General features: G+C 59.1%; 20 protein-coding genes and 1 pseudogene. 9 read left to right on the top strand and 12 right to left on the bottom strand.

The genetic code is table 11. From position 1 onward, the window contains the following. Window positions 1-88: 88 nt before the first annotated feature. The 3 genes from ACQZ5K_RS25635 to ctlX all read left to right on the top strand — a co-directional run bounded on the left by ACQZ5K_RS25635 (window position 89) and on the right by ctlX (window position 3703). Entirely contained in the window at window positions 89-1321 is a 1233-nt protein-coding gene (locus tag ACQZ5K_RS25635) for a CapA family protein (RefSeq protein ID WP_448741876.1), read from the top strand. A 113-nt stretch (window positions 1322-1434) separates the two neighbouring features. After that, on the top strand, window positions 1435-2730 hold the full coding sequence (gene pepT, locus ACQZ5K_RS25630; protein ID WP_448741875.1) for a peptidase T: 1296 nt from the start codon (window positions 1435-1437) through the stop codon (window positions 2728-2730). A gap of 4 nt (window positions 2731-2734) precedes the next feature. Beyond that, a complete protein-coding gene (ctlX, locus tag ACQZ5K_RS25625) occupies window positions 2735-3703 on the top strand; it encodes a citrulline utilization hydrolase CtlX (protein WP_448741874.1) in 969 nt (322 codons plus the stop codon). A gap of 164 nt (window positions 3704-3867) precedes the next feature. On the opposite strand, the gene ACQZ5K_RS25620 is transcribed toward ctlX, so the two are convergent. Beyond that, window positions 3868-4620 (bottom strand): SDR family oxidoreductase, encoded by a 753-nt coding sequence (locus tag ACQZ5K_RS25620; RefSeq protein WP_448741873.1) that lies wholly within the window; start codon window positions 4618-4620, stop codon window positions 3868-3870. A 96-nt stretch (window positions 4621-4716) separates the two neighbouring features. Here ACQZ5K_RS25620 and ACQZ5K_RS25615 point away from each other — a divergent pair, with 96 nt between their 5' ends. Further along, window positions 4717-5667, top strand: coding sequence for an AraC family transcriptional regulator (locus ACQZ5K_RS25615; RefSeq protein WP_448741872.1), 951 nt, complete (start codon window positions 4717-4719; stop codon window positions 5665-5667). 162 nt (window positions 5668-5829) lie between these two features. On the opposite strand, the gene ACQZ5K_RS25610 is transcribed toward ACQZ5K_RS25615, so the two are convergent. Genes ACQZ5K_RS25610 through traA form a run of 4 tightly spaced genes read right to left on the bottom strand, consistent with a single transcriptional unit; the run spans window position 5830 to window position 11491 of the window. Beyond that, entirely contained in the window at window positions 5830-6432 is a 603-nt protein-coding gene (locus ACQZ5K_RS25610) for a TraH family protein (protein ID WP_448741871.1), read from the bottom strand. Between the two features lie 16 nt (window positions 6433-6448). Next, complete coding sequence (locus ACQZ5K_RS25605; protein ID WP_448741870.1) at window positions 6449-7612, bottom strand: conjugal transfer protein TraB; 1164 nt, start codon at window positions 7610-7612, stop codon at window positions 6449-6451. Then, window positions 7599-8108 carry a conjugative transfer signal peptidase TraF gene (traF, locus tag ACQZ5K_RS25600; RefSeq protein ID WP_448741888.1) on the bottom strand — a complete coding sequence of 170 codons (510 nt, stop codon included), beginning with the start codon at window positions 8106-8108 and terminating at the stop codon, window positions 7599-7601. The genes ACQZ5K_RS25605 and traF overlap by 14 nt, the downstream gene beginning before the upstream one ends. Window positions 8109-8164: 56 nt before the next feature. Next, window positions 8165-11491: a Ti-type conjugative transfer relaxase TraA gene (gene traA, locus ACQZ5K_RS25595; RefSeq protein ID WP_448741869.1), complete on the bottom strand. Its 3327-nt coding sequence runs from the start codon at window positions 11489-11491 to the stop codon at window positions 8165-8167. A 252-nt stretch (window positions 11492-11743) separates the two neighbouring features. On the opposite strand from traA, the gene traC reads away from it, so the two are divergent. From traC to ACQZ5K_RS25575, 4 genes are all read left to right on the top strand, one after another. Continuing rightward, the gene (gene traC, locus ACQZ5K_RS25590; protein ID WP_448741887.1) at window positions 11744-12031 is read left to right on the top strand and encodes a conjugal transfer protein TraC; all 288 of its coding nucleotides are present in this window, start codon (window positions 11744-11746) and stop codon (window positions 12029-12031) included. Window positions 12032-12035: 4 nt separating this feature from the next. Then, the gene (gene traD, locus ACQZ5K_RS25585; RefSeq protein ID WP_448741868.1) at window positions 12036-12251 is read left to right on the top strand and encodes a type IV conjugative transfer system coupling protein TraD; all 216 of its coding nucleotides are present in this window, start codon (window positions 12036-12038) and stop codon (window positions 12249-12251) included. Continuing rightward, the gene (gene traG / locus ACQZ5K_RS25580; RefSeq protein ID WP_448741886.1) at window positions 12238-14205 is read left to right on the top strand and encodes a Ti-type conjugative transfer system protein TraG; all 1968 of its coding nucleotides are present in this window, start codon (window positions 12238-12240) and stop codon (window positions 14203-14205) included. The genes traD and traG overlap by 14 nt, the downstream gene beginning before the upstream one ends. 297 nt (window positions 14206-14502) lie before the next feature. Further along, window positions 14503-14796, top strand: coding sequence for a WGR domain-containing protein (locus ACQZ5K_RS25575; protein ID WP_448741867.1), 294 nt, complete (start codon window positions 14503-14505; stop codon window positions 14794-14796). Window positions 14797-14879: 83 nt separating this feature from the next. Here the strand turns inward: ACQZ5K_RS25575 and ACQZ5K_RS25570 are convergent, their stop codons facing one another. Further along, window positions 14880-15188 carry a DUF736 domain-containing protein gene (locus ACQZ5K_RS25570; protein WP_448741866.1) on the bottom strand — a complete coding sequence of 103 codons (309 nt, stop codon included), beginning with the start codon at window positions 15186-15188 and terminating at the stop codon, window positions 14880-14882. Window positions 15189-15922: 734 nt separating this feature from the next. On the opposite strand from ACQZ5K_RS25570, the pseudogene ACQZ5K_RS25565 reads away from it, so the two are divergent. Continuing rightward, window positions 15923-16087: pseudogene (locus ACQZ5K_RS25565) on the top strand (GFA family protein); the annotation flags it as partial. A 752-nt stretch (window positions 16088-16839) separates the two neighbouring features. Here the strand turns inward: ACQZ5K_RS25565 and ACQZ5K_RS25560 are convergent. The 6 genes from ACQZ5K_RS25560 to ACQZ5K_RS25535 all read right to left on the bottom strand — a co-directional run bounded on the left by ACQZ5K_RS25560 (window position 16840) and on the right by ACQZ5K_RS25535 (window position 23533). After that, window positions 16840-17694 (bottom strand): DUF932 domain-containing protein, encoded by an 855-nt coding sequence (locus tag ACQZ5K_RS25560; RefSeq protein ID WP_448741865.1) that lies wholly within the window; start codon window positions 17692-17694, stop codon window positions 16840-16842. 728 nt (window positions 17695-18422) lie between these two features. Further along, a complete protein-coding gene (locus ACQZ5K_RS25555; RefSeq protein WP_448741864.1) occupies window positions 18423-19118 on the bottom strand; it encodes a glutathione S-transferase in 696 nt (231 codons plus the stop codon). A gap of 173 nt (window positions 19119-19291) precedes the next feature. Continuing rightward, a complete protein-coding gene (locus tag ACQZ5K_RS25550; protein ID WP_448741863.1) occupies window positions 19292-20539 on the bottom strand; it encodes a glucarate dehydratase family protein in 1248 nt (415 codons plus the stop codon). Beyond that, window positions 20539-21336, bottom strand: a complete 798-nt coding sequence (locus ACQZ5K_RS25545; RefSeq protein ID WP_448741862.1) for a sugar phosphate isomerase/epimerase family protein — start codon at window positions 21334-21336, stop codon at window positions 20539-20541. The genes ACQZ5K_RS25550 and ACQZ5K_RS25545 overlap by 1 nt, the downstream gene beginning before the upstream one ends. Continuing rightward, the gene (locus tag ACQZ5K_RS25540; protein WP_448741861.1) at window positions 21333-22367 is read right to left on the bottom strand and encodes a hydroxyacid dehydrogenase; all 1035 of its coding nucleotides are present in this window, start codon (window positions 22365-22367) and stop codon (window positions 21333-21335) included. Before ACQZ5K_RS25540 ends, ACQZ5K_RS25545 begins: the two co-directional genes overlap by 4 nt. Then, window positions 22364-23533 (bottom strand): SGNH/GDSL hydrolase family protein, encoded by a 1170-nt coding sequence (locus ACQZ5K_RS25535; protein WP_448741860.1) that lies wholly within the window; start codon window positions 23531-23533, stop codon window positions 22364-22366. The genes ACQZ5K_RS25540 and ACQZ5K_RS25535 overlap by 4 nt, the downstream gene beginning before the upstream one ends. Window positions 23534-23546: the final 13 nt, after the last annotated feature.

Below are 23546 nucleotides of genomic sequence, written 5' to 3'. Positions count from 1 at the left end.
CTCGAAGCACCCAGCTCAACAGGCGCCGTTGTTGCGCTTGTCCCTCAACATGCCGCCCCCGAGGGCGGTCCAGTACAGGCAAAAGCATATGACAGGACGATTTACTGTGGCCGTCACCGGCCAGTCTCTCATCAAGCACGACATTCGAGATATCGATGCCGCGGAATTCAAGGCGGTCCGGAATATCCTCCGAAAAGCAGATCTCTCCTTTACAAATTTCGAGGGCACGATTCTTGGGGATCAGGGCGGCTGGCCATTGAAAGGTTCCTTTTTCGGGTGCAGCCAGCCAACCGTGCTTGATGCTCTGGCAGAGACGGGTTTTGGCGCTCTCGCGCTGTCCAACAACCACGCATTCGATCTCGGACCGCCAGGGATTCTGGCAACCCTGGACGAAGTGGAGCGGCGCCGGATGCTGCATGCAGGGATCGGACGGGATCACCGGCAGGCGGCCCAGGCGGCGAGGGGAGTGGTTGGTACAAACCGTGTGGCGATGGTTGCTATGGATGGCGGACCTGGACCCGATCTCATGTATGCAGCCGACGGTGACGAACGGCGGCCAGCGCGCCCCGGCATCAACCGGCTCAAACTTTCGCAGCTGATTGAAGTAGACGACCGCGCCTTTGAAGAACTGGCCGCGATCCGGGACAAGGTCGGATATACGGCGATTGACCTTTCAAATGACAGTCAGCCGAATGACCCGCCCTTCGTGGACCCCGTCGACGAACTGGCGCTCGGCCGGACAATTTTCAAGCGGGCGGGACGTTTTGGGCGTAATGTTCGCATCGATGAATCCGACATGGAGCGAAATCTCCGGGAAATCGCGTCAGCTGCGAACGAGGGGTATCTGGTCGTCGCCTATCTGCATCATCATCACTGGGCGTCCGACTGGTACAAGGTCCCTGACTGGGTTGGCTCCGTCGCCCGCCGTTGCATCGACGCAGGTGCCTCCATGTTCCTGAGCCACGGAGCACCTGTCCTTCAACCACTTGAGATTTATAACGGCCGGCCGATCTTTTACAGTCTTGGAAATTTCATATTCCATGTTCCGTCAAAATCAACCTGGCACGCGCCGGAGGTCTGGGAGAGTGTGATAGGCGTTTGCAGCTTTGACACCGACAACCGCGTCACAGGGATCGATTTCCATCCCGTTGTCATCGGCGGCGAGGAGGGTTTGAGCCATTCGCGGCTGGAGGAACGTCTTGCGCCCCATCTTGCGACCAACGGGAGAGCGGACCGCATCCTCACACGGTTTCAGGCACAGTCTGCCGAGCTGGGGACGAGGATCGAAATACGCGACGACGTCGGCATTCTTCGGCCCTGAGCCATGGATCACCTGGAACACGAGACAGCGCGAATTGCCTTGCAGCTCTCGTACGAAGGGGACGTACCAGGATCTTCAAACTGCAACCTTTCAGAGATTACGGAGCAAAGAACATGGACACGACGGCAAGCGCCGAAACCGGAATACGGGACGAGCTTCTCGAGCGGTTTTTCCGGTATGTCGGCATCGAAAGCCAAAGCGATGCAGCAGCAGCCGAACTGCCCTCGACGCCGGGACAACTGAAACTTGCCTTGCTGCTGGCGCAGGAACTTCGGGAGCTCGGTCTTGAAGATGTGCTTGTCGACGATAATGCAATCGTCACGGCGGTAAGGCGCGGTTCAAATGCGAATGTGCCGCGCATTGGCTTCATCGCGCACCTCGACACGGTCGATGTCGGGCTATCGCCGCGTATCAACCCGCAGATCAGGCGTTTCGAAGGTGGCGATTTATGCCTTAACGAGGATAAGAACATCTGGCTGCGGGTCGCTGAGCATCCGGAAATAGAACCCTGGAAGGGCGAGGACATCATCTTCGGTGACGGAACAAGTGTTCTTGGCGCCGATAACAAGGCGGCGATCACGGTGATCATGACCCTGCTCGCCCGATTGGAGGACGATGTTCCTTCCGGTGATATCGTGGTTGCCTTCGTTCCTGACGAGGAAATCGGCTTGCGTGGAGCAAAGGCACTCGATCTCACGCGTTTTCCCTGCGATTTCGCCTACACGATCGATTGCTGCGAGCTGGGCGAGGTGGTGGTGGAAAACTTCAACGCGGCATCTGGCGAGATTATTTTCACGGGCGTCAGCGCTCATCCGATGTCGGCCAGGGGCGTCCTCGTGAATCCCCTTTTGATGGCGTTTGATTTCATTTCCCGTTTCGATCGGAAGGATACGCCTGAACACACCGCCGGCAGGGAAGGGTATTTCTGGTTCAGGGATCTCAGCGCCAGCGACAGCGAGGCGCGGCTGAAAGTCATGATTCGCGACTTCGACCGGGGTGGCTTTGAAGAGCGGAAGAAGCGGATCGGCGAGGTGGCGGCACTTGTTGCCGCGCAATACCCAACCGGCTCGGTTCGCAGCTCCGTTTCGGACACATATGATAATATCGGCGATCATCTTGCTGCCGATCCCCGCGCGGCTGACCTGTTGTTCAACGCCCTTGATGAGCTCGGGATAAAAAAGAAAATAGTCCCCATGCGGGGCGGGACTGACGGTGCGGCATTATCCGCCCGCGGCATCCCGACGCCGAACTTTTTCACGGGCGCCTGTAACTTCCATTCACGCTTCGAATTCCTGCCGGTCCCGGCATTTGTGAAATCCTACGAGACAGCGCTGACAATCTGCAAGCTGGCAGGGCAAGGGGACCTCGCCCTTCAACGCGCAGCCATCACGTGCCAGAAGACGGATTGAACTCATGCGATATTCCGCGCAGGCGCCGGCGGCGGTGGTGATGATCCGGCCTCATAATTTCACCGTGAACAAGCAGACGGCGGACGACAACAGCTTTCAGGTCGCGGACATCGATCTTACGGGGATCGCGGAAAAGGCTTATGCCGAGATCACCAGTGCTGCCAAAACGCTCCGCCATCACGGTGTGATCGTCCATATGTTCGAAGATGAGGGAACCACGACACCCGACTCGGTCTTTCCCAATAACTGGTTCTCAACACATGCCGGCGGGCATGTCGCCATTTATCCCATGCGGGCAAGTAATCGCCGGCGGGAGCGGCGGTTCGATATTATCGAAATGCTGAAATCCGAATACCGCGTGCAGCAGGTTATCGACTACTCCGGTTTGGAACCTGATGGACTGTTCCTCGAAGGAACGGGTGCAATGGTTCTCGATCACATTGACAGGGTCGCGTATGCGGTTCGTTCGGACCGGACAAATCCCGTCGCGCTCGAACGCTTTGCCACGCAGTTCGGCTTCGAGCCCATGGTCTTTGACGCGTACGACGCGAAAGGGGTGGCCGTCTATCATACCAATGTGCTGATGTGCATTGGAACCGATTTCGCCTTGATCGGCACCGGCATGATACGCGACATCCCGCGACGGAAAGAGATTCTGGTTCGCTTGCACGGTTCGGGCAGGGAGGTCATTGAACTGCGTGATGACCAGATTGACAGGTTTGCGGGCAACGCCCTGGAACTTGAAGGGCGTAACGGCCGGATTCTGGCCATGTCCACGACTGCTCTGGCATCGCTGGACACCTCCCAGCGAGAGGCGATCGAAGAGTGTGCGAGAATTGTTCCGCTCAATATACCATCAATCGAGATGGCCGGAGGTTCCGTGCGCTGCACGCTGGCGGGCATTCACCTGTCACCCCGCAGAAATCAGGGAGTCCCCGATAGCCACCTTTCCAGTCAACCGTTGCCCCCTTGATGAACTACCATTCACGGAGGTATCCCAAGGCAAGACAAATCTCCGCCCACGCCACGCACGATCAGGGCAAGCATGAGCGGTCGGGCATTGATATCCAATGCCTGACCGCTTCACCAATATCAGTGCCCGGGGGAGCAACACCGATCTGATCGCTATTTCGCTGATTACAGGCCTGCCTCAGCCATCCAAAGCTCTGCGTCTGCCCCTGCTGGAATACGCAGTGGAGTGGACGGATCGGTGGCAGCCTTCCAGATTGCCTCGGCGACGTCGCGCGCGTGGGTCACGGGGCCTTTGTCGTCCTGAACATTCCTGACGAACTGCTGCAGAAGAGGCGCATAGTCTGCGTCGTCCATGCCGCGCAGGTGTGGGCGAGCATTGGTACCAAAACTCGTTTCCGGCGAACGTCCAGGCAAAACGATATGGACGCGAACGCCGAAGGGCTCCATTTCTATCGCCAGGGACTCGCTGAGCGCGTTCACTGCGGCCTTGCTGGCGCGATATACCCCGATTACCGGGAGCGGTTTCACCGTAACCGAGGACGTGACATTGATAATGACGCCGGCCCGGCGACGGCGCATTTGCGGGACGATCGCCTGGACCATGGCCAGTGTTCCCAACGTGTTTGTCTGAAAGAGTGACTTTGCAGTTTGAGATGCGGTCAGTTCGATCGGGGATGGCGCGCCGAAGCCGGCATTATTGACGAGAACATCGACGTGTCCTGTTGTCTCAACAAGCTGCGAGATGCTTTCCGGGACGGTAACGTCAAGCGCGAGAACACGCAGACGCCCGGACGCGGGGAGTAATCCCACGTTGGGCGTTCTCATTGTCGCAATCACATCCCAGCCTTTTTCGAGAAACAGTTTTGCGGTTTCCAGACCGAAGCCTGAGGAACAACCGGTTATCAGAATTGCGGGCATCATTGTCTCCATAAGTGGGTGTGAGATTATGGTAGTGACCCTAATGGAGACTTTATATAGTCTGGAGTCCTCCATTCTTTAGCAATAGTCCGGAATATGGCAACAGACCCGCTCGCCGAGATCGTCACACTTCTCCAACCCGCCGCCCGGTTGTCGAAACTGGTGGAGTGTGCCGGCGCATGGCGCATACGCCGTGAGGGCACGGGGGAGCCGTTTTATTGCGCGATTCTGGAAGGGAAATGCCGGGTCACTTTCGGTGGCAGTCAAACCTTGACACTGCAGGCCGGAGACTTCGTTCTGGCGCCTGCCATGCGCGATCTCGTCAATGAAAGCTTCGATGCTGCAGCCGACTTGCCTGCAACGGTGCCCACAAAGATCAATGAAGGACATTTTCGTGCCGGATCATATGACAGCCCACCCGGTCTGCGCATGCGTATCGGGCATTGCAGCTTCGGCACACCGGATTCGGCCCTGCTCGTCTCCCTGTTGCCGGATGTGGTTCTGGTTCGCGACAAGCCCCGGCTTGCCACGTTAATGCAGTTGATCGACGAAGAGACGCGGGAGTGGCGCGCAGCGCGCGAACCTGTTCTGGAGCGCCTGATCGAGGTGCTGTTGATCGAGGCACTACGGTCCTCAACCTATACCACCTCTGCACAGGGCCTCGGCAGGGGGCTTGGTGATGAGCGCCTTTCGGGTGCACTTCGGGCAATGCATGCCCGTCCCGGCCATCCCTGGACCGTCGTCGATCTCGCGAGGGAGGCAGCGCTGTCCCGTTCGGCGTTCTTTTCGCGCTTCAATCGAATTGTAGGGGTTCCGCCGATGGAATACCTTCTGGTCTGGCGCATGGCGTTGGCAAGGCAGCTCTTGCGGGAGGGTGATCTCGCAATCGAGGACGTAGCCGAACGTGTCGGGTATGGATCAGCAAGTACTTTCAGCGTGGCCTTTACCCGGCGCACTGGCATCCCGCCTGCTCGATATGCCCGTATGACAGCACAGAATGGCAGGGCACGGGAGAACCCGCTGACACCAGCACCGGCAGAGTTCTGAAAAAGCGGGTGGTCTGTCGACGATATCGTCCCTGGCTGGCCCACTGAAGGAGCCGCCATCAAGTACGGCAGAATGTTCCGGCCAGGCAGAGGTTGATTTCGCCCCACACAGTCAACGGGGAAGCATCTCGAAAGCCGTCGACACCTGGGTTGCCGACCACGGCTACCCTCCGATCCGGGACAAATCGATTCGTATTCCGTTACGTTCCCGAATAGTCTCCGGCTGCTTTTCCTGGCTTGTCACCTTGTCGTCGTCATTCGGGGTGACAGTCTTCGCCCTGGTTTGCTGCGGAACGGCGGCTGTCAATCCCGGATCCTCCGCCTGGAAGACATTCAAACCTTCGAATTCGCCTGTCTTCCAGGCATAGACCGCATCCTCGAATATCCGGGGAAATACTTCATCGCTCCCGGGATTGCCGTACCATTTGCTCACGATCCGCAGGATCTTCGCGAACATCGCGGTACCGGTGCGAAGGTTCGCACATGGCTCGAGGAGATCGGATTTCAGCGCGGCGGTATCTTTCACGGCCACCCCGGCCGGAAACTGCGTCAGGCCCACGCGAACGACTGCCCAACTGACATTCTGCCTGATGACCTCCAACGCTTCGCCGGCCGTTTGGACTTTCGGTACGAGGATCAGTCGCCCGCCCGATTTGACAGTGATCGCCAGCGGATCAGGTGAACCTGCGGCCTCGACGAATTGCTCGACGATGGCGGGCTTGAGAGAAGGATCTGCGCATTCTTTTATCAGGGCAGCGTCTAACATAACGTCTCCTGGAGGTTCAGGTGTTAAAGGACATGACGAGCGGCTTGTCGAAAAGCTTTGCCCAGGCTGTCGTTGCGGCCCGCTGGATGGCGACGATCGATGTCCCCTTGGCCCACCATCCGTTTGCGGCCGCAAGGATGAAGTCAGGATCGTGCAGCATTGATTGCAGGATCGGCCAGATGATCAGTTGCTCGTAACAGATCAGCGGAGTTGCCGGGCTGACCCCGGCAACGACCACAGGGTTGGCGAAGAAATCAGCGTTTGCACCGCCACTTTCGCCCACCCATCGTCGCAACGGTTGCCACATCGAACCGGGAACCGGCATGCGCTCGCGGTAAAGGATGCGGCCGCCCGTCCGGTCGATCGTCACCAGGACATTCTCATAGCCCTCTGTATCGACGACCGCGGCACCGGCAATGACAGTGACAGCGCTGTCAGCCAGCCCGGCTGCCCAGAGACGCTCGACGCCCGGCGTCCAGAAACCAAGCGTACTTTCCGGCAACAGCACAAACCGAACGCCATTTCCCGTTGCAGCCCGCACAAGCGAGACAAGATCACGATGGCGTTGAAGACCGGCTTCCCGGCCAAGTGAAGCACCCATTTCCAGGTCGACGCCACGCCACGCCTTTGGCGGTTTCGGGTCTGCCCAGAATGCGGCGGACCAAAGCCAAAAGCCTGCGAGGACAATAGCGACGACAGGCCAGATGCGGGTGGTCAGGCTCGCAAGTCCAGCTGTCATCAAGGCAAGCCCCCACCAACCCCAGCCAGGAAACAGAACACCGGCGGCTGTGACGGGGTGCGCCCAGCCAGTAATACCGAATGGCGGCACAGCCATGAAGCAGGCCGCCAGCAGATAGCGAAATGGGCGGGCGCCCTCAACCCTGGTCCACAGGGCCGAATGCACGGCAACGAAGCTCAAGGAAGCGCATAACCAGAGCAGCAGGCCCGGCCAGATATCTGATACATAGAAGGTGGCCACGCCTTGGGGCAAACCCCGGGATGCGGCAAGGAAGTATCCGGCAGAGACCAGTGCCGCGACCAGTCGACTGCTCGCCATCGACCAAACTACGGGAAAGCCGATCGCGAAGGGCAAGAGAACGACATGCCCGTTCCAGCCAAGCAGGCCGGTCAGGGTCGAAGCCGATATCAACAATGCTGGCCGACGATCATCCTGGAGCATGGGTGAGCACCTCCTGCGCGAGACCGAGAATACCGGCAGCGGGCAGCGGACCGAAGTAGCGGGAATCGTAAGATCCGCGAAATGCGGAATGGAGAAAGACATGGCCAGGCGGCACAATCCCGCCCGGAAACGGCGTCAGTGGCCGCCCTCTTCCGTCCTGCCGCGCAAGTCCGGAGGAGGGGACGTCGCGTCCCTCAACTCTTACACGGGCCCCGATCTCGACATACTGACCCGCAACCGCGACCACCGTCTTGATCAGAGGGGCGACGCCGCCCGGGCACGAACCGGACCGCAGGTAGCCACGCGCTCGTGCAACCAGCATATCTGCCGTTTCCGGTGGGCAGATGAAGATGAGGTCGCCGACAGCTGCCGGTCGGCCAAGCGGGACAATGCGCCACAGACCGAGCGGTTCGCTTGGCGTCAGATTGATGCGGTAGGGACCGTAGAGCCCGGTCAGGACAAGGATGATGGCGCCCAGAATCCCCGCCGGCTGCATAACGGCCACGCTTCGTTTTTTCAGGTCAAATGCTCTGCGCGCTCCTTCCCGTGCCGTCATTTCTGCGGAAGCCCCTGGCTCTGGGTCTGCCGCATGGTCTCGGCCTGCCTGAAGGCTTCGGTCGTACGTTCATGTGCAGAAAGCTGTTGTATCGTCCGCATCGAATTCCAGGCCGACTGGACCTCGGCCTTCTGGCCGGGTGTCATGCCAGCCGTGACGGACTCGAAGGTCTTGCCATCAGTATCCTTTGCGGCAAGAGGCAAAAAAGTGCGGTCTCCGAAACGTTCGGCGATGGCCTCGGCGAACCTTTCGAGTTCGACCTTTACCGTACCATCTGCAAGCGCGTATCTTAGTCCCGCCGAAAGATCGTTACGATCGATTGCGTCACGAACGCGCTCCAGGGTCTCGCTCGCCGCCAGGGAGAGCGCCGGAATATCAATCGACGCCTTGAGGCGAACCGCTCGCTCCTCTCTCTCATGTTTCAGCTCGGCCTCAGCCCGTTCGCGAAGGTAGCGCTCCAGGTTTCGGGCGAGCGCGGGCACATTGGCAATGGCCGTTTCACGCTTTTGCTTTTCCACGCGACTGGCCAGAAGACCAGTCTTTCCCTTTAGCGCGCCGAAGCTTTCGGGCTCACCGGCAATCCTGGCAAGGGTGGACTTCGCGACCGACTGGTCGATGATCATCGCGTCTACATTGATTGCATTGAAGGCAGCTTCCGGTTGGGCGTACACGAGATGAAAGCGGCTTGACACATCCTGCCACTGCTTCTTCAGACCGGGATCGCCAGCGAGCTTGTCTTCGACCGCTTGCTCGAGTGACTTCGGGAAGATCGTAATGCCTGACACCATGGGCATGGCCTCCTTTATTGTATCGGGGATGGATTGGTTTTTGCTGCCGCGAAGCAGCCCTGGTGCGCGGCCGATGGCGGCAAGACGGGCACCGAGATCGACGAGTTTCTGTTTCTGCCGGAGTGTCCATTCGAGGCGATCCCGAGCGATCGTCCGGGCGACATTCACAAGGTGCAGGCCCCGTGTTTCGGCGAAGCGAAGAGCCTGCCGATAGAACGACGCGTTCTCATAGTCGAGTGTCGTCTCCTTGGCGTTCTGGCGCGACAGGATCGGGACAAGACCTCCGGCTTTCGCAAAGGAGCGATTGCCGTAATAAACGGCGAGATCCTCGCGATGACGCGTCATGGCGACATAAGTGAGATGTCGGTCCAGCGAGAGCGACGCGAGGACCTTGACCCGATCGACCGTGGCACCCTGGGCCTTGTGAATTGTGGTGGCGTAACCGTGATCGAGGCTGTTGTAGAAACGCTGCTCAACCGTAACCCGCCGGCGGAATTCACTCTCACCGGTCTCCGCCACGATTCGGCCGGGTACGGCTTCAAGCACCCTTGCGAGCATGCCGTTCCTGACGCCGAGGCTTCCCTCGTTCCTGAGGAACACGATCTGGTCGCCAGCGGCGAACATCCGGACTCCATCCTCTGTCGTGAACGAAAAACCGTCCGCAACGACGCCGCGTTCGACCAGTCTGGCGCGCGCCATGTCGTTGAGCATTCGGACGTCGCGACGGAGGTGTGCGAGGATCAGGCTGGTCTTCGAGGGGTCGTGGTCACGGTCCCAGGCAGCAATGAGGCTTTCGACCGCTTCGTCCTTCAATCTCGATCCAATCATTCGACCATGAGCGGTGTAAGCGTCGACAGCCTTGCCAACATTACCACGAGCGAGATCGAGCGAGGCATCGCGCATCCACTGTTCCCGCTGGCGATAGATCGTCTCAAGTTCGGCATAGCCTGTTCGATCGGCAATGGCACGGAACGCGGCACCCGCCTCGATCGGCTGAAGCTGCTCGGGGTCGCCGACGAGGACGAGTTTGGCGCCAGCCCTTGTTACGGCTTCAACGAACAGCGCCATCTGCCGTGACGATACCATGCCGGCCTCATCGAGAATGAACACTGTCTTGTTGTCGAGCTGGTCGCGGCCCTGCTTCCAGCGAAGCTCCCATGATGACAGCGTGCGTGACTGGATGCCTGCTTCCTTCTCCAGCCCCTCGGTCGCCTTGCCCGCCAGGGCCCCGCCGACGACGCGATAACCGGCTCCCTCCCAGGCCTCGCGCCCGGCCTTCATCATCGTTGTCTTGCCAGCGCCAGCGCGACCGATAACGACCGCGATCCGCCCGGCGCCTGCTGCGTGCTCGATCGCGGTCTGCTGCTCCCTTGACAGGCGCGAGTGGCGGGCAAATGTCGCCTCGATCACCGTGCCGGGGACACCGTGGGAGGCACGGCCGGAGAGCCAGATTGCGCGGCTGGCCATCCCGGCTTCAAGCCGGATCATCTCACGTGTGGTATATTTCGCTGGTGACCTGGTGCCCGTCGCCAGATTGATCCGATCGCGCTCAAGTCTAAGCGCTTGCGGGCTTTGCAGGATCCTCACCATCAGGCTTTGGAAAAGCCCGCCATCGTCGATGTACCGGTAAAGGACCTTTGCCACGTCGCGCTCGTCGAAGACGCTCTTTTCCCTCGTGATCAGGTCGAGCACGATCTCGGGACGTCGCTGGATGCGTCGCGTATTCTCAACTCGGCGCGCATCCTGAATTTCGATGCGTTCGAGCCTGGAAGGGAAGGCCTCCCGCTTGCGGCCGGATTGTTCGCGCTTGCGCTCTATGGCCTTGGTGCCGACACCAAGGTGAATGGTTGGTTCAAGATCGACGGCCTGCTTTTCGAAGGAGCGACCATCGATACGGACATCGAATCCGGCCAGCGCCAGATGATGGTTCTGGCAGGCGAACCACCCGTCCCGAAACGCGTTGAAGTCATCGACGCTGCCGGCCCAAAGTTCATAGACAATCTTTCCGGCGTCGTTGCGCATCGGCTTGCCGTCCGGGCCTGTTACCGGGATCCTCTTTGAACCGAATCCGTCCTCGGCCAGCGGCCGCAATGTCGTCATCAGATGAGCATGCGGGTTGCCTGGAGCATCATGATAGACCCAGTCCGCAACCATCCCTTTCGCCGTGACATGTCGCTCAACAAAGTCACGCACAAGCGCGATATTCTGCCCCGCAGTCAGCTCGATCGGCAGTGCGATCGTAACGTCCCTGGCGAGTTGGGCGTCGGCGCGCTTCTCGAACGCCTCGACCTTGTTCCAGAAGGCTTCGGACCTGAGTGCGACCGATCGAGCTGCAATCATCGAGCGCAACCACTCCGGTGTATCGGCCGGCACGACGAACTCCTCGTGCAGCAGGTCCTGTTTGCGGGTGTAATCGATGACCCGTGCTTCCCGCTCGTACTCCATCTTCGCGCAGTGTCGGTAGGCGGCCGACAGCACGGCGCTGCGGCCGGAGCCACGGGCGACGACGCTGACGGAAAAGTGGGGAACGGCCACGACGAAATCTTTCCCGGTTTCAAACGAAATAGATGGTTCCGTCAGGAGCGGCGGCCCCGCCAGGGCCGCAATCGGGACGTCGCGGCAGCGACGTATAATTGCGCCCTTCGGATCCGCTCCATCGGACCGTCGGGATCATTCACCAAAGCTTGCGCCTTGGCGATTGCAGGATTCACAGTAGTGCGTCGCGCACTCCGTTCGGAAAGACTGGTTTTGAAAGACAAGCTTTTCCAGCCATGGAGACAACCGGACATGAAAAAACCTGCCTCGAGAATACGCGACGAAATTGCCAGGCTGCAGGAACAGCTCAGGGCTGCCGAGACCAGACAAGCCGAGCGGATCGGCAAAATTGCGCTCAAGGCGGGCCTTGGCGAGATCGAGATCGACGAGGCCGAGCTTCAGTCAGCGTTTGAGCAACTGGCCGAACGATTTCGCGAAGGCGAGGGGGCCGGCAGGACGGGCGCAGGCGGCGGTGGAGGACAGGCGCCTGCAGCGACGCTCCCGTCTCGCGCGGATGCGGGCAGCAATGGCGAGGTTTGAGCGGATGGCAAAAACAATGTCTGCAGATGCACGCAAGAAGGACACACGCGACAAGATCGAACTCGGCGGTCTGATCGTAAAGGCTGGACTGCGCTACCAGAAGCGCGCGCTGCTGCTTGGCGCACTGATCGATGTTTCGCGCCGGATCAGGGACGACGAGGGCGAACGTGCAAGACTCACCGCAATCGGAGTGGAGGCCTTTGGCAATGACGATCACTAGAGTTGTTCTTGTGGTCGTGCCGGCGACGCTGATGATCCTGATCGCCGTTGGAATGACCGGCATTGAAGAATGGCTTGCCGGTTTCGGCAAGACAGGCACCGCAAGGCTCGCATTGGGACGGGCAGGCATAGCCTTGCCATATGTCGTCAGCGCGGCGATCGGCATGGCGCTCCTGTTCGCGACTGCTGGCTCAATCAACATCAAGCAGGCAGGCTGGGGCGTCGTTGCCGGATCTGCCGGGACGATCCTGATCGCAGCCACGCGCGAAACGATACGCCTTGCCGCTTTCACGAGCACGCTGCCCGCTGACACGACGGTCTTTACCTATCTCGATCCGGCAACCTCGACCGGAGCAGGCATGGCGCTCATATGCACCTGCTTTGCGCTCCGCGTCGCGTTCATCGGCAATGCGGCGTTTGCGAGGGCTGAGCCGAAGCGCATTCAAGGAAAGCGGTCACTCCACGGCGAAGCGGACTGGATGAAGCTCAGGGAAGCTGCGCAGCTGTTTCCCGAGGCCGGCGGCATTGTCATCGGCGAACGCTATCGGGTCGACAAGGACAACGTAGCTGGCCGTGCGTTTCGAGCTGACAGCCCGGAGACATGGGGCGCCGGCGGCAAGTCGCCGCTCTTATGCTTCGACGGTTCGTTCGGCTCGTCGCACGGAATTGTCTTCGCCGGCTCCGGCGGTTTCAAGACGACGTCTGTGACGATCCCCACGGCCATGAAATGGAATGGCACGCTGATCGCTCTGGACCCATCGAAGGAGGTCGCCCCGATGGTCTTTGCACATCGCCACAATGCGGGAAGGGATGTGTTGGTGCTTGATCCGAAGGTGCCTGACATCGGCTTCAACGTCCTCGACTGGATCGGCGACTTCGGTGGAACCAAGGAAGAAGATATTGCCTCTGTCGCATCGTGGATAATGAGCGACAGTGGCGGCGCGCGAGGCGCCCGCGACGATTTCTTTCGCGCATCGGCCCTGCAGTTGCTCACGGCCATGATTGCTGACGTTTGCCTCTCCGGCCACACGGAAAAGAGGAACCAAACCCTCCGACAGGTACGGAAAAACCTTTCCGTACCGGAGCAGACGTTACGAGAGCAACTTCAGGTCATCTACAGCCAATCAGGCTCGAATTTCGTGAAGGAGAATGTCGCCGCCTTCGTCAACATGACACCAGAAACCTTCTCAGGCGTCTATGCCAATGCAGTCAAGGAAACGCACTGGCTGTCCTATCCCACGTACGCGGCCCTCGTGTCCGGGACAACATTCTCCACCCGCAAAATAGCCGCGGGCGATACCGACATTTTTATCAACATTGACCTGAAGACACTGGAGACCCACTCGGGTCTTGTGCGAGTCATCATCGGCTCGCTTCTCAACGCGATCTACAATCGCGACGGACAGATCAAAAGTCGCGCCCTGTTTCTCCTCGATGAGGTCGCGCTCCTGGGCTACATGCGGATCCTCGAAACCGCGCGCGACGCCGGCCGCAAATACGGAATCACGCTCACGATGATCTATCAGTCCATCGGCCAGATGCGCGAGACCTATGGCGGGCGCGATGCGGCAAGCAAATGGTTCGAAAGTGCCAGCTGGATTTCTTTTGCCGCGATCAACGATCCGGAGACAGCCGAATATATATCGAAACGCAGCGGCATTACCACCGTCGAGATCGACAGGATCACCAGCAGTTCCCAGGCAAAGGGATTGTCGCGGACGCGCTCCAAGCAACTCGCGGCGCGACCGCTGATCCAGGCGCACGAGGTTCTGCGCATGCGAGCCGACGAGCAGATCGTATTTACGGCCGGCAATGCGCCGCTCAGATGCGGTCGCGCCATCTGGTTCCGGCGTGACGATATGAAGGCGTGCGTCAGTTCGAACCGGTTTCACCCGACCGCGAACGACCGGTCACCTACCGACCAATCCGGCAGGGACTGCAAGGGCAAGGGGTAATTTGTGTAACCGGATTTTACCGGTGCCCGCAGCGTCCCAAAAGTGGAACAATGCTGCTCCTGGCAAAGGCGCGCCTCCAGTGCCGATTGCACTAAACCTCAGGATATCTCACGACAGCATGTCCGGCGGGGCGCACGCTGCCGCCCGCGTATCGCGACCGACGGGGCGGAGACCGGTGAAGTGCCCCCGGGGGAGCATGGACCGGATCCGCCTGTCGTCAGCGCCTTGTTCGGCCCATTCATCACACAGATGAATCAGTCGCAGTCCTTCGATTCAAATATGTCGTTGGACGCGCAGATGGCATCTGACGATGATGCCAACATGATCAAGCAGCCCTATCAAATCTATATCGAGCGAATTGACACGGCGAGGAACATGGCCCGCTTCTACGCGCTTCAGATTTCCCTGTCGCTGTTTGGGGACGCCTGCCTGACTAGGCGGTGGGGAAGAATTGGAACGACGGGACAAGTGATGGTTCATCATTTTGAGCGGGAGGAAGAGGCCGTCAGACTTTTTCTCGATCTGACGCGTCAAAAAAGGGCCCGTGGCTATAGATCGCGGTTGACCGGAACCCCGAGGCCTCTCTGCTGACAGGTGGGTGCGCGGTTGAAGCCGTCACCGGCTTCTCGCTTTGGCAGAAGAGGCCCCGCCCGGTGGGCGGAGCCTCCTGGGCTTTAGTCGCGGTTGGGGCGAGACCAGATCAGCTGGAGACCTTCTTCGCCTTCGACTTCGGCCAGCGTGGCATAGATCGGAGCGGGGAAGCTTGGGTCGTCCAGCTTGACCGAGAGGTAGTCGCGGCCTTGTTCGGAGATTTTCTGCCAGGCTGCTCCGAGCTCGACATTGCCTGCGTAGATGCGGAAGTGAGGGCCCTTGTCGGAGGGATTTTCCATGCGGGTGATGCGGGCCTTGATGTTGAGAGCCAGCGTGCGGATTGAACCCGAGAAGCCGTTTTCGGTGGAAGTGAAGGTGCCTATGGAAGCCATTGTCATGTTCCTTTTGCTGTTTCGGGCCGCACCATTGCGGCCTCGATGGCTGTCGCAATGACCGGTGACGATCGGACCGCACCCAAAGGGCCGGAATTGAATGGAGGGCGGCGGGAAGGAACCTTGTTGCCGCGCGAGGAATGGCGGTATCACCGCCAGGGGAAGAAGGTTTCGGATGGCCGTTGCGGGAAGACGATCGAGGCGACGCCGTTCTCCGGTCAGACATGCCTCATCGAGCCCGCAGACGGGCGCCTGGAGCTTCAAGGGTGAAAGATGACGGTGGCATTCCTTGCCATCGCGTGACGGAAAGCGGCTCGCTGCATTCCATGCCACGCGCTGTCAATGCGCAAACGATGGTGACACGCAACTCGCAATGTTCGTCTCTGCCTGACATGCAGTCGATATCGTTGCCAGCACGAATCGCGACCCTGGCGCTCCATGCTCCAGCAGACCAGGGGCTCATCTTCGCGCACAAACCTGCAGGTCCAAACGCGACACCCGGAAACCGTCTCGAGGAAGCCGGACGCTGAAACCGCGAAAGCCCCGAAAAATCAGTGGCGCCCTGTTCGTGCTCCCTGGTCGCAATTGCGGCAAATAATTCGGCCTTATCAGAAGGCAGACAAATCTCTAGTTTTACTGCTGTTGCCTGCCTTTGAGGACTTCTAAATATCCTCGGCGTCGAAAGAACGGGAGCCGGAGGCGACATCACGCGTTTGGCTTAATGCCCAGGTGTACAGCTGTCAGTGACAGCGAGCGGCGAGCTGCTCAGGGTTTCAGTTTGCCACTGCCAGGAGCGCCGATATCGCACCGGCTCCGCGTTGAGTGTCGTCGTGTTTTGCGAGGCCGGACAGGTGACAGCGTCCGGTAAACATCAGGCTTTTTTTACACCGGGACGATAGCGGAAGAAGCTGGAGTTCCGCTTCTGCCCCCGGTTGCGGGTCTACGGTCTACCGGATCCAGGAGTTTTGACCACATCGTGTCGCTATCGCTCTGGGGTGTTTTGGCGACCCGTCCACCATCAAGGCGACCCGGAACGTATATAAAGCAACGCAACAAACCTGGGTTTTGTTATATTTTCCAGATTCAAAAAGAGGGATGATCGGCCGCGATTGCGACCGGAAGCCTCTGCCATCGCCACGGTCCTGTGGAGAGCCGGTTCTGGCTGCGCCCCTTTATTCTCGCGGAAGAAGCGAGGGGATTCGGGGCGTATGCGCTTTGCACCAAAGGGGTGGGCCGGGAGTTCGAGGGGCGGGGCGTCAGGGGAGCCCTTCGAAAGCGGCCGGGTTCCTCGCAAAACCCGGCCTGTGGTTCCGCCGCATCTCCGGCGTTGCCATTCGTGTCATCTAGCAAACAATTTCAAGCGTCAACCCACTCAGGGCGCAAAGACGGGAGGCAACACGCTTTGCGCTGTCGAAGTCGGCACAATCGGTGATGGCTTCACATCCGCCTTCTCTTAAGTGTCCATAAATTGTGAAGAACGAAGCTTCGTTGCGAGAATGTCCACCCTCGATGCAGATTTCGTCCGCGCCCTCTTCATTTGCATCAATGCAGCCTCCAAGCTCCAGATTACTGAACCGGGTCCAGTCCGGCTCTTCCAGGGCCGTGCAGCAATTGAAGAGCCTCGCCGATGAGAGTGATGAGGCGGGGCGCATCATCGTGCGCCTTTCAACCCGGCCATTCTGGCTCCGAGAAGCCAGAGCGCCTTGTTGAGCTTTATGTCCTGATCGATGCCCGTAACAGCGCGGGATGTGACACGCCTGCGGCGTCCGAAATCGTCGTGGCCCACGGCGCGGATACCACCCTTGAGAGCGTTTTCCTGCACCACGTTCCATGTTGTCCAGAGATCGTCGCCAACATCGCTGCTGCGGCGATTTGCAAGGAGCTGGTCGGGCCTGATCGCGGTTTTCGTCTCTCCTTCGGCGTCGCCGAAGCGCAACAGATGAGCCCCCTCCGCAAGGATTTGCTTTTCCTCCCGGCTGAGGCGCATGTTTGACCAGTCCTGTGGCGCCACCAGCGCGTTTTCGGCGGATTTCAGTACGGTATAAGTCCCATCGATGACCTTTGCCTGCACGTCGCCGGAATGACGCACCTTGATTTCCTCGATAGTGCCGGTCTGCGTAACGAGCGAATTCAGGCAACGAATCCGGAAGAGGCCAGCCATCAATTCATAGGCACTGGTGCCGTCATTGGCGTTCTTCAGGAGGATTTCGCAAACAGTATCGCCGACATTGTAGACCTTGCCGTCATCGACGCGCCGAAGCCGAATGAGATGCTTGGTAAAGTCCGCCTTGCCCTCTGTCCGGCTGGAAGACTGTTTTACACCGACGGGAACGAAGCCTTCGTTCTTCAGGCCGCGCAGGATCTCGATTGTCGGAATTGGCCGGAAGCGCTCCGATCTGCTTTCGTGTGCCGAATTTGCGAAGATCGACGGCGCGGTCTTGCGCATTTCATCCTCGGACAAGACGCGCCCGTTATCGAAACGTGCAGTGCTGGTATATACGGTCATGACAGGCTCTCCATTGTTGCCACGGTTCCGGAGCAAGCCCCGCAGTGGGCGAAGCCTTTACCCACCGTCCCGGTGGATGTGCTCTCACATTCGCCGGAACGAAGGGGAAAGGGCGAAGCCCGCTACCCGGTGGTCCGTGGGGCTGGTCATGGGTCCGGCAGGCTGAAAACCGGAAGGTTCGGCGCACGGCGCTGAAAGCCGGTTTTCTGATCGACGGACAGGCGCGAGCCTGCTTGCCCATTGGCGAGGCCAACGAAGCATCGTAGAGCGGGAAAACAGGAATGCGCATCACGCACAGCGGATGCACCGTAGTGGATGGACTGCCTGGGCAGACCTGTTCAAGCGCAGCAATCCGGGCGGCCTTTGGCTGCCCGACAATCCGTTTAGTCTGTCAAATCGAGGTTGGCGCCGGGGCCTGAACAGGAACATGGCTGGCGGCGCTTGCTCGGCTGACGACTGTCCGGCATGATGACCTGTTCGGACAAAAGCCGGGCCCACGTCGTCACCCGGCCGCTCAATGCCTGGAAGATTTCAGGGGAAAGCCGTTATCAAGGGGTGTGACCCGGCAGTGAATGGGATGCGCGTTCGATGAACAGAGTGCCGAACGGGCTTATAGCTGCAATAAAAGGTGGCGCTGTAGGCGTTCGCCCATTCGGCAGCGACTGGCTCTCGCGACGAGGTCCGGCATGGACAGTTTCCCTGTCTGCAGAAATTCGCCATAAGCAAGGTCAACCAGCCACCTTTCGAAGGGATATCTCGATCTCGCCGCCGCAATAGGCTTCACCGTAGTTTTCAAAACTCCGGCGGCTCAGGTCTTCAAGAGGCGTCGTACCACCCACCCGCGTTGAAAAGCTCCGAATGATTGGCGACGTGTCCTCTATAATCCGCCTGATAGTCGGGAAGCGGTCAGCCATCGTCCCCCAGAGAATTGCGGTCACAATATCTGCGACGCCGGGGCTTTCTGTTCCGAGCAAAAAGCCGGTATCCGCCAGGCCGTGCCTTGTTCCGGTATCCTCGAAAATGCGCACCCACTTCTGCAAACGCGGAACGAACTTATCCCACTTTTCCGGCGTCCACATCTCGCGCCCGCCGTCGAGCGTCAATTCGTCAAGAACGTCGTTGGCATCATTCACGAGTTTGGCCGTGATCGCGCGGCCCTCGAAGGTTTGCGGCAGGAGATCCAGCCGCTCACCGAGATACATGGCGATCGCAGGCATCTGGGAAATTGCAAAACTTCGTTCGCGGTCAATCAAGACCGGCGGTCCCATGAAGGCGACCGGCTGTTTTCCCGGCTCACGGCCCATCATCTCTTCGACCGCATCAACAGCGTGTTCGACCCAGGAGTACCCGCGATACGCCAGAATTCCCCGAATGAACTGGCCTCGAAACGGAACTGGCCAATAATAGAGTCCGAAGTTGTTCATGTCCTGGTCCCCTCTCATGCGAAGCACTAACGGAGCAGGCGGTTGCCAGTTCCGACGGGATAAAGTCAAATCAACCCACAGGGTTCACAAAAGCATGGTTGTATGTTCGCGACCAAAGACATGTCTCGTCCGGACGCGTTGCGATTTGTGACGCTGGCAAGCCCGAGGCAACCTCACCAGCGTGGCACAAGTCTCTCGTATCGCGGATCAAACAGCTTCATGTATGCCGTGTCGTCGCGTTCCTTCGAACTGCTTTTCTCATAAAGTGCAGCAAGAGACGCGAGTTTTTTTCTGTCCAGTGATACGCCAAGCCCCGGGTTTGCCGGCAAGTCAAGTTTCCCGTTGCGGAAAGTGAAGGGCGTTCCCTCGGTTACGTCGGTAGCGGTCCATGGGTAGTGCGTATCGCAGTCGAAGGTAAGGTTTGGTGTCGCGGCAGCGGCGTGGACCATCGCGGCGAGGGTGATCCCCAGATGTGAGTTCGAATGCATGGAAAGGCCAAGGTCCAGCACTTCGCAGATTTTTGCAAGATGAGACGAGGCCCGAAGTCCACCCCAGTAATGATGGTCGGAAAGAACAATATTCACTGCCTTTTTCTTAAAGGCAGCGGCAATGTGATCGAACTCGAGTACGATCATGTTCGTCGCGAGGGGGATTGAGGTTGCGGCGGCCACCTGCGCCATCTGGTCCATGCCCAGGACAGGATCCTCCAGATATTCCAGAACGTTTTCGAGCTTGCGCGCCACATAGATTGCAGTCTCGACGGTCCAGGCGCCGTTTGGGTCAATGCGCAAAGGATGGCGCGGGAAAGCTTCCCGAAGTTTCAGCACTGTTTCTATTTCAAGGTCGGGGTGGAGCACGCCTCCTTTTAGTTTCAGCGACTGGAAGCCGTATTTTGAGACCATCCTGCGAGCTTCGCCAACCATCTGGTCAGGTGTCAGGATTTCCCCCCATTCGTCCGGATCCTCGCCGATATGCGACGCGAACTTGAAGAACAGATAGGCACTGAAAGGGACACTCGTCCGGACAGCACCGCCGAGGAGATCGCACACCGGGCGGCCAAGGATCTTGCCTTGAATATCGAGGCAGGGAACTTCAAAGGCCGAAGTAACCACATCCGTGAGCTTGTGATCAGCGACAGCCGACTTGGCATTGATGCCACCAGCGCCCGGCAAGGCGGCGAAAACACGCGATTTCAATTCATGCAGATGAAACGGATCCAGTCCGACAAGTGCCGGAGCCGCGCGTCGCAACCCTTCCAGCGCCTTGATACTTCCATAACTTTCCCCGAGGCCAACCGTACCGTCATCGCATACGACTTCGATGATGGTGCGCAGGGCATGCGGTTGGTGCACACCTTTGCAGTTGAGCAGTGGACGGTCTGGAATTGCGACCGGTGTGAGTTGAATTTCGGCTATCCGCATCAAAAAGCTCCTTGTCTCCACCAGCTGCGTGCAGCCTTCATGGCATCATCCAGTGACGGCAGTTCGGGATGCCAGTGGCGTTCCCATTCCAGACTGAGGGGGATATGCCGTTCATCCGATTTTAATATCGAAAGCAGTTCCGCCATGGGAAAATCGCCGTGGCCGGGCAATACATACCGCCGTTGCCCATCGCTGTCGGTCGTGCTGTCCTTGACGTGCAGATGGACGACGTTTCTTTCGATACGACTCCAAAGGGTTTTGAGATCGGAGCCATTGACCCAGGTATGATGAGTGTCCCACAATATCCGTGCTGCCGGCACATGCTCGATGAAGGAGACAAGATGCCCGAAATCCGCGAGCGCATCGTGGGTCTCGATCATCAGATCGACATTCAGCCCGCGTGATTGCCGAAGGGCCTGCCATTCGTTTAGCAGCGCCGATGCGCATGCCATCCCTTTCGGCCCCGGTTGCCTGCCACCGTCGAAAATCCGCAGATAAGCGATGTCGGCAGCTTCTGCCCAGGCAATGAAGGGCTCGATTGCGGAAAGGTCGGCGCTGCCGAACAACCGAAAGGAAGTGTTCAGGGCGGCGACCCTGAGATTGCGTTCGATAAGGAAGGCTGCAAATCCGGCGGGGGTGCCAAACTCGGCAGCGAGCGCCGCGATCAGGTCGATCGTGCCGGACAACGCGCGCAATTCCACGCTTGTGGTGCCATGGCGCTTTGCAAGATCGGCGACTTCGCACAGACTGAGTTCGGAGCAACCGAGCGTCGAAAAACAATAATTGAAAGCTCTCATGCCATGCGCTCCATATCCCGCTTATGGACCGGGTGAAGCGGCGCAAGTCCCGCGACGAAACGTTCAATCTCGGTGATGGCCAAGTCGGAAAGCGCCCGCAGTTCATTGCCCAACGCCCCGGCAATATGCGGGGTGAGCACGACATTGGGCAAATCGTAGAAAGGGCTATCCGTTGGCAGGGGTTCCGGCTCCGGAGTATCGATCAGAATACGCAAACGCCCTGAAACTGCTTCAGCGAGCAAGGCATCGTGATCCACCAGCCAGCCGCGTGCCGTATTGATGAAGATCGCATGATCGGCCATCAGCGCCAGTTCACGGGCGCCAATCATGTGGCGGGTTTCGGGCAGGATTGGCGCGTGTAGTGAGACCACATCGGACCAGGCGAGAAGCTCGTCGAGCTCCATTTTTGTGGCAGCAAATGCGGCCGCGTCTTCTGCTGAAATAAAAGGGTCGTAGACGGCGATCTGGAATTTTCCGCGCGCCAGCATCTCCATGACCAGCCGACCAATCCGTGATGCCCCTACAATGCCGACTTTGCGCGAATAATTGCCAAGATAGGGCAGCCTCATGCCACGCCTGCTGCCAAAACCGCCCGTGCCGCGCTCTGCCCGATGTTCGTCTCGCAGACGAAACACATCCTTGCCGCACATGATGATTGCCGCACAGGTAAACTCGGCAACCGGCACGGCCATGGCGGATGCCGCCGTGGTGATGAGGATACCGGATGTCTCCCAGAATTCGGCAGGTGCGACGGTGCGCACCGATGATGCGGCATAGGCAACCATCCTGAGCTTTGGCGCACGGGCGAGGCGCTCGCGTGTCAGGGACGGCGTGCCCCAGGCGGAGAGCAGGATATCGGCATCGGCCAGAGCTTCGGCACCCGCGGCCGTATCGAAATCCGTATAGGGGAAACCCGGGATGATGTCGGTAATGGCATTCAGCCGCGCCCATTCGCGCGAACCAAAGAAACCTTCGGGAAGTTCGTTGCGCATGGCAATCAACAGCCGTGGTTTGTCCTGGAATTGTCTCATGGGCGTACCGGACTTGAAACAGGGCGAACCTCGATGCGGGTGACGTCAATTTCGATCGGTCGAGAACCGGGCCCCAGGATCACATCGAAAACAAGTTCGGGAGGGGCTCCACCTGGCCCGAGTTTCAGGGGAGGAGTTCTAAGCGCCCCGCACCATCGGGTCGCCGGAAAAGGAAAAAATGTACCGTCCGCCGCAAGGAAAGGCGCAAGCGCCACTGCCTCCTGTCCTTCGGCTGCGATATCTTTAAGACGGAGCGATATTCCGAACACCTCCTCGTGCGCTGGTACCTCTACATCGCATATGGCTTCAACCCATAAGCCTGCCCCTGGATGGACAAGCCTCCCGCCGAGGCGGTGGCTTTGCTCACCTGTTTCCGTGACTGTCAGGGCTGAAAAATCCGACGCCAGATTGCCTGCCGGATTGTCCACCGGGTCAAAACGATCGTCTTTCGCCAGGATACGGGCCGGCGCGCGCGGCACGATCGTTTCAAGATAGGTGGCAAGCAACTTCCCGACAGCAAAGGCGCCTGTCACCGCAAAATGGGTGCCGTCGTCGGAGTAGCCGGGACAGGGCTCGCCAAATTCACTTTCGGGATCGACCCAGGCCGAGTTCCAGTCGAAGACATGGCAATTGGCATGATCTGCAGCAAATTCGATACCCTGCCGGTTGATCCAGTGCGCCTTTGCCCGCTCCGCACCGCCAGCCGGCCATTTTCCAATGCCACGGGCGAGGATCGGGAGCAGGATGACGGTCTTGCCCGCGTTGAGTAAAGCCGAAACGATCCGCGCCCGTATATCCGCAATTGTCTGGCGTGTTTCCACCATCATGTCATTGGTACCGGCATCAACGATGATCAGATCGAAATCCGATTGCAGCAGCCGCGGCAGCCGCCGTTCGATCTCGATTGCCTTCTGGCCGGAAACCCCGAAATTAAGACCGGAAAAGAACCGGCTGACGCCCGGCCGATTGCCAGGTTCCCAGCCGGGCGGCACAGATGGATCATGGTGGACAGGGCAACAAAGCCTGCCGTGCGACAATACCTCGGCCCAGCTCATCCAGCCGCGGGACGATGTGGCAAGCGAGGTTGCGTTGCCAATATGGTTCTGCTGGACGAGTGAAGTGCCGAGAACGGCAATCCGGCTCGCTCTTGGTAACGATACGGACATGGTTTTTTCCTGA

The organism is Agrobacterium sp. 22-226-1 (assembly GCF_053522345.1).
The sequence above is the reverse complement of the archived record's forward strand: the minus strand, read 5'-3'. Positions and strand labels throughout refer to the sequence as shown.

Coding starts and splice junctions, on each gene's coding strand:
- ACQZ5K_RS25610 (WP_448741871.1), bottom strand. CDS start 6,432: ATGTTAGACGCTGCCCTGATAAAAGAATGCGCAGATCCTTCTCTCAAG.
- ACQZ5K_RS25635 (WP_448741876.1), top strand. CDS start 89: ATGACAGGACGATTTACTGTGGCCGTCACCGGCCAGTCTCTCATCAAG.
- traC (WP_448741887.1), top strand. CDS start 11,744: ATGAAAAAACCTGCCTCGAGAATACGCGACGAAATTGCCAGGCTGCAG.
- traD (WP_448741868.1), top strand. CDS start 12,036: ATGGCAAAAACAATGTCTGCAGATGCACGCAAGAAGGACACACGCGAC.
- pepT (WP_448741875.1), top strand. CDS start 1,435: ATGGACACGACGGCAAGCGCCGAAACCGGAATACGGGACGAGCTTCTC.
- traF (WP_448741888.1), bottom strand. CDS start 8,108: ATGCAGCCGGCGGGGATTCTGGGCGCCATCATCCTTGTCCTGACCGGG.
- ACQZ5K_RS25605 (WP_448741870.1), bottom strand. CDS start 7,612: ATGCTCCAGGATGATCGTCGGCCAGCATTGTTGATATCGGCTTCGACC.
- ACQZ5K_RS25575 (WP_448741867.1), top strand. CDS start 14,503: ATGGCATCTGACGATGATGCCAACATGATCAAGCAGCCCTATCAAATC.
- ACQZ5K_RS25620 (WP_448741873.1), bottom strand. CDS start 4,620: ATGCCCGCAATTCTGATAACCGGTTGTTCCTCAGGCTTCGGTCTGGAA.
- ACQZ5K_RS25560 (WP_448741865.1), bottom strand. CDS start 17,694: ATGACCGTATATACCAGCACTGCACGTTTCGATAACGGGCGCGTCTTG.
- ctlX (WP_448741874.1), top strand. CDS start 2,735: ATGCGATATTCCGCGCAGGCGCCGGCGGCGGTGGTGATGATCCGGCCT.
- ACQZ5K_RS25540 (WP_448741861.1), bottom strand. CDS start 22,367: ATGAGACAATTCCAGGACAAACCACGGCTGTTGATTGCCATGCGCAAC.
- ACQZ5K_RS25570 (WP_448741866.1), bottom strand. CDS start 15,188: ATGGCTTCCATAGGCACCTTCACTTCCACCGAAAACGGCTTCTCGGGT.
- ACQZ5K_RS25545 (WP_448741862.1), bottom strand. CDS start 21,336: ATGAGAGCTTTCAATTATTGTTTTTCGACGCTCGGTTGCTCCGAACTC.
- ACQZ5K_RS25615 (WP_448741872.1), top strand. CDS start 4,717: ATGGCAACAGACCCGCTCGCCGAGATCGTCACACTTCTCCAACCCGCC.
- ACQZ5K_RS25555 (WP_448741864.1), bottom strand. CDS start 19,118: ATGAACAACTTCGGACTCTATTATTGGCCAGTTCCGTTTCGAGGCCAG.
- ACQZ5K_RS25550 (WP_448741863.1), bottom strand. CDS start 20,539: ATGCGGATAGCCGAAATTCAACTCACACCGGTCGCAATTCCAGACCGT.
- traG (WP_448741886.1), top strand. CDS start 12,238: ATGACGATCACTAGAGTTGTTCTTGTGGTCGTGCCGGCGACGCTGATG.
- ACQZ5K_RS25535 (WP_448741860.1), bottom strand. CDS start 23,533: ATGTCCGTATCGTTACCAAGAGCGAGCCGGATTGCCGTTCTCGGCACT.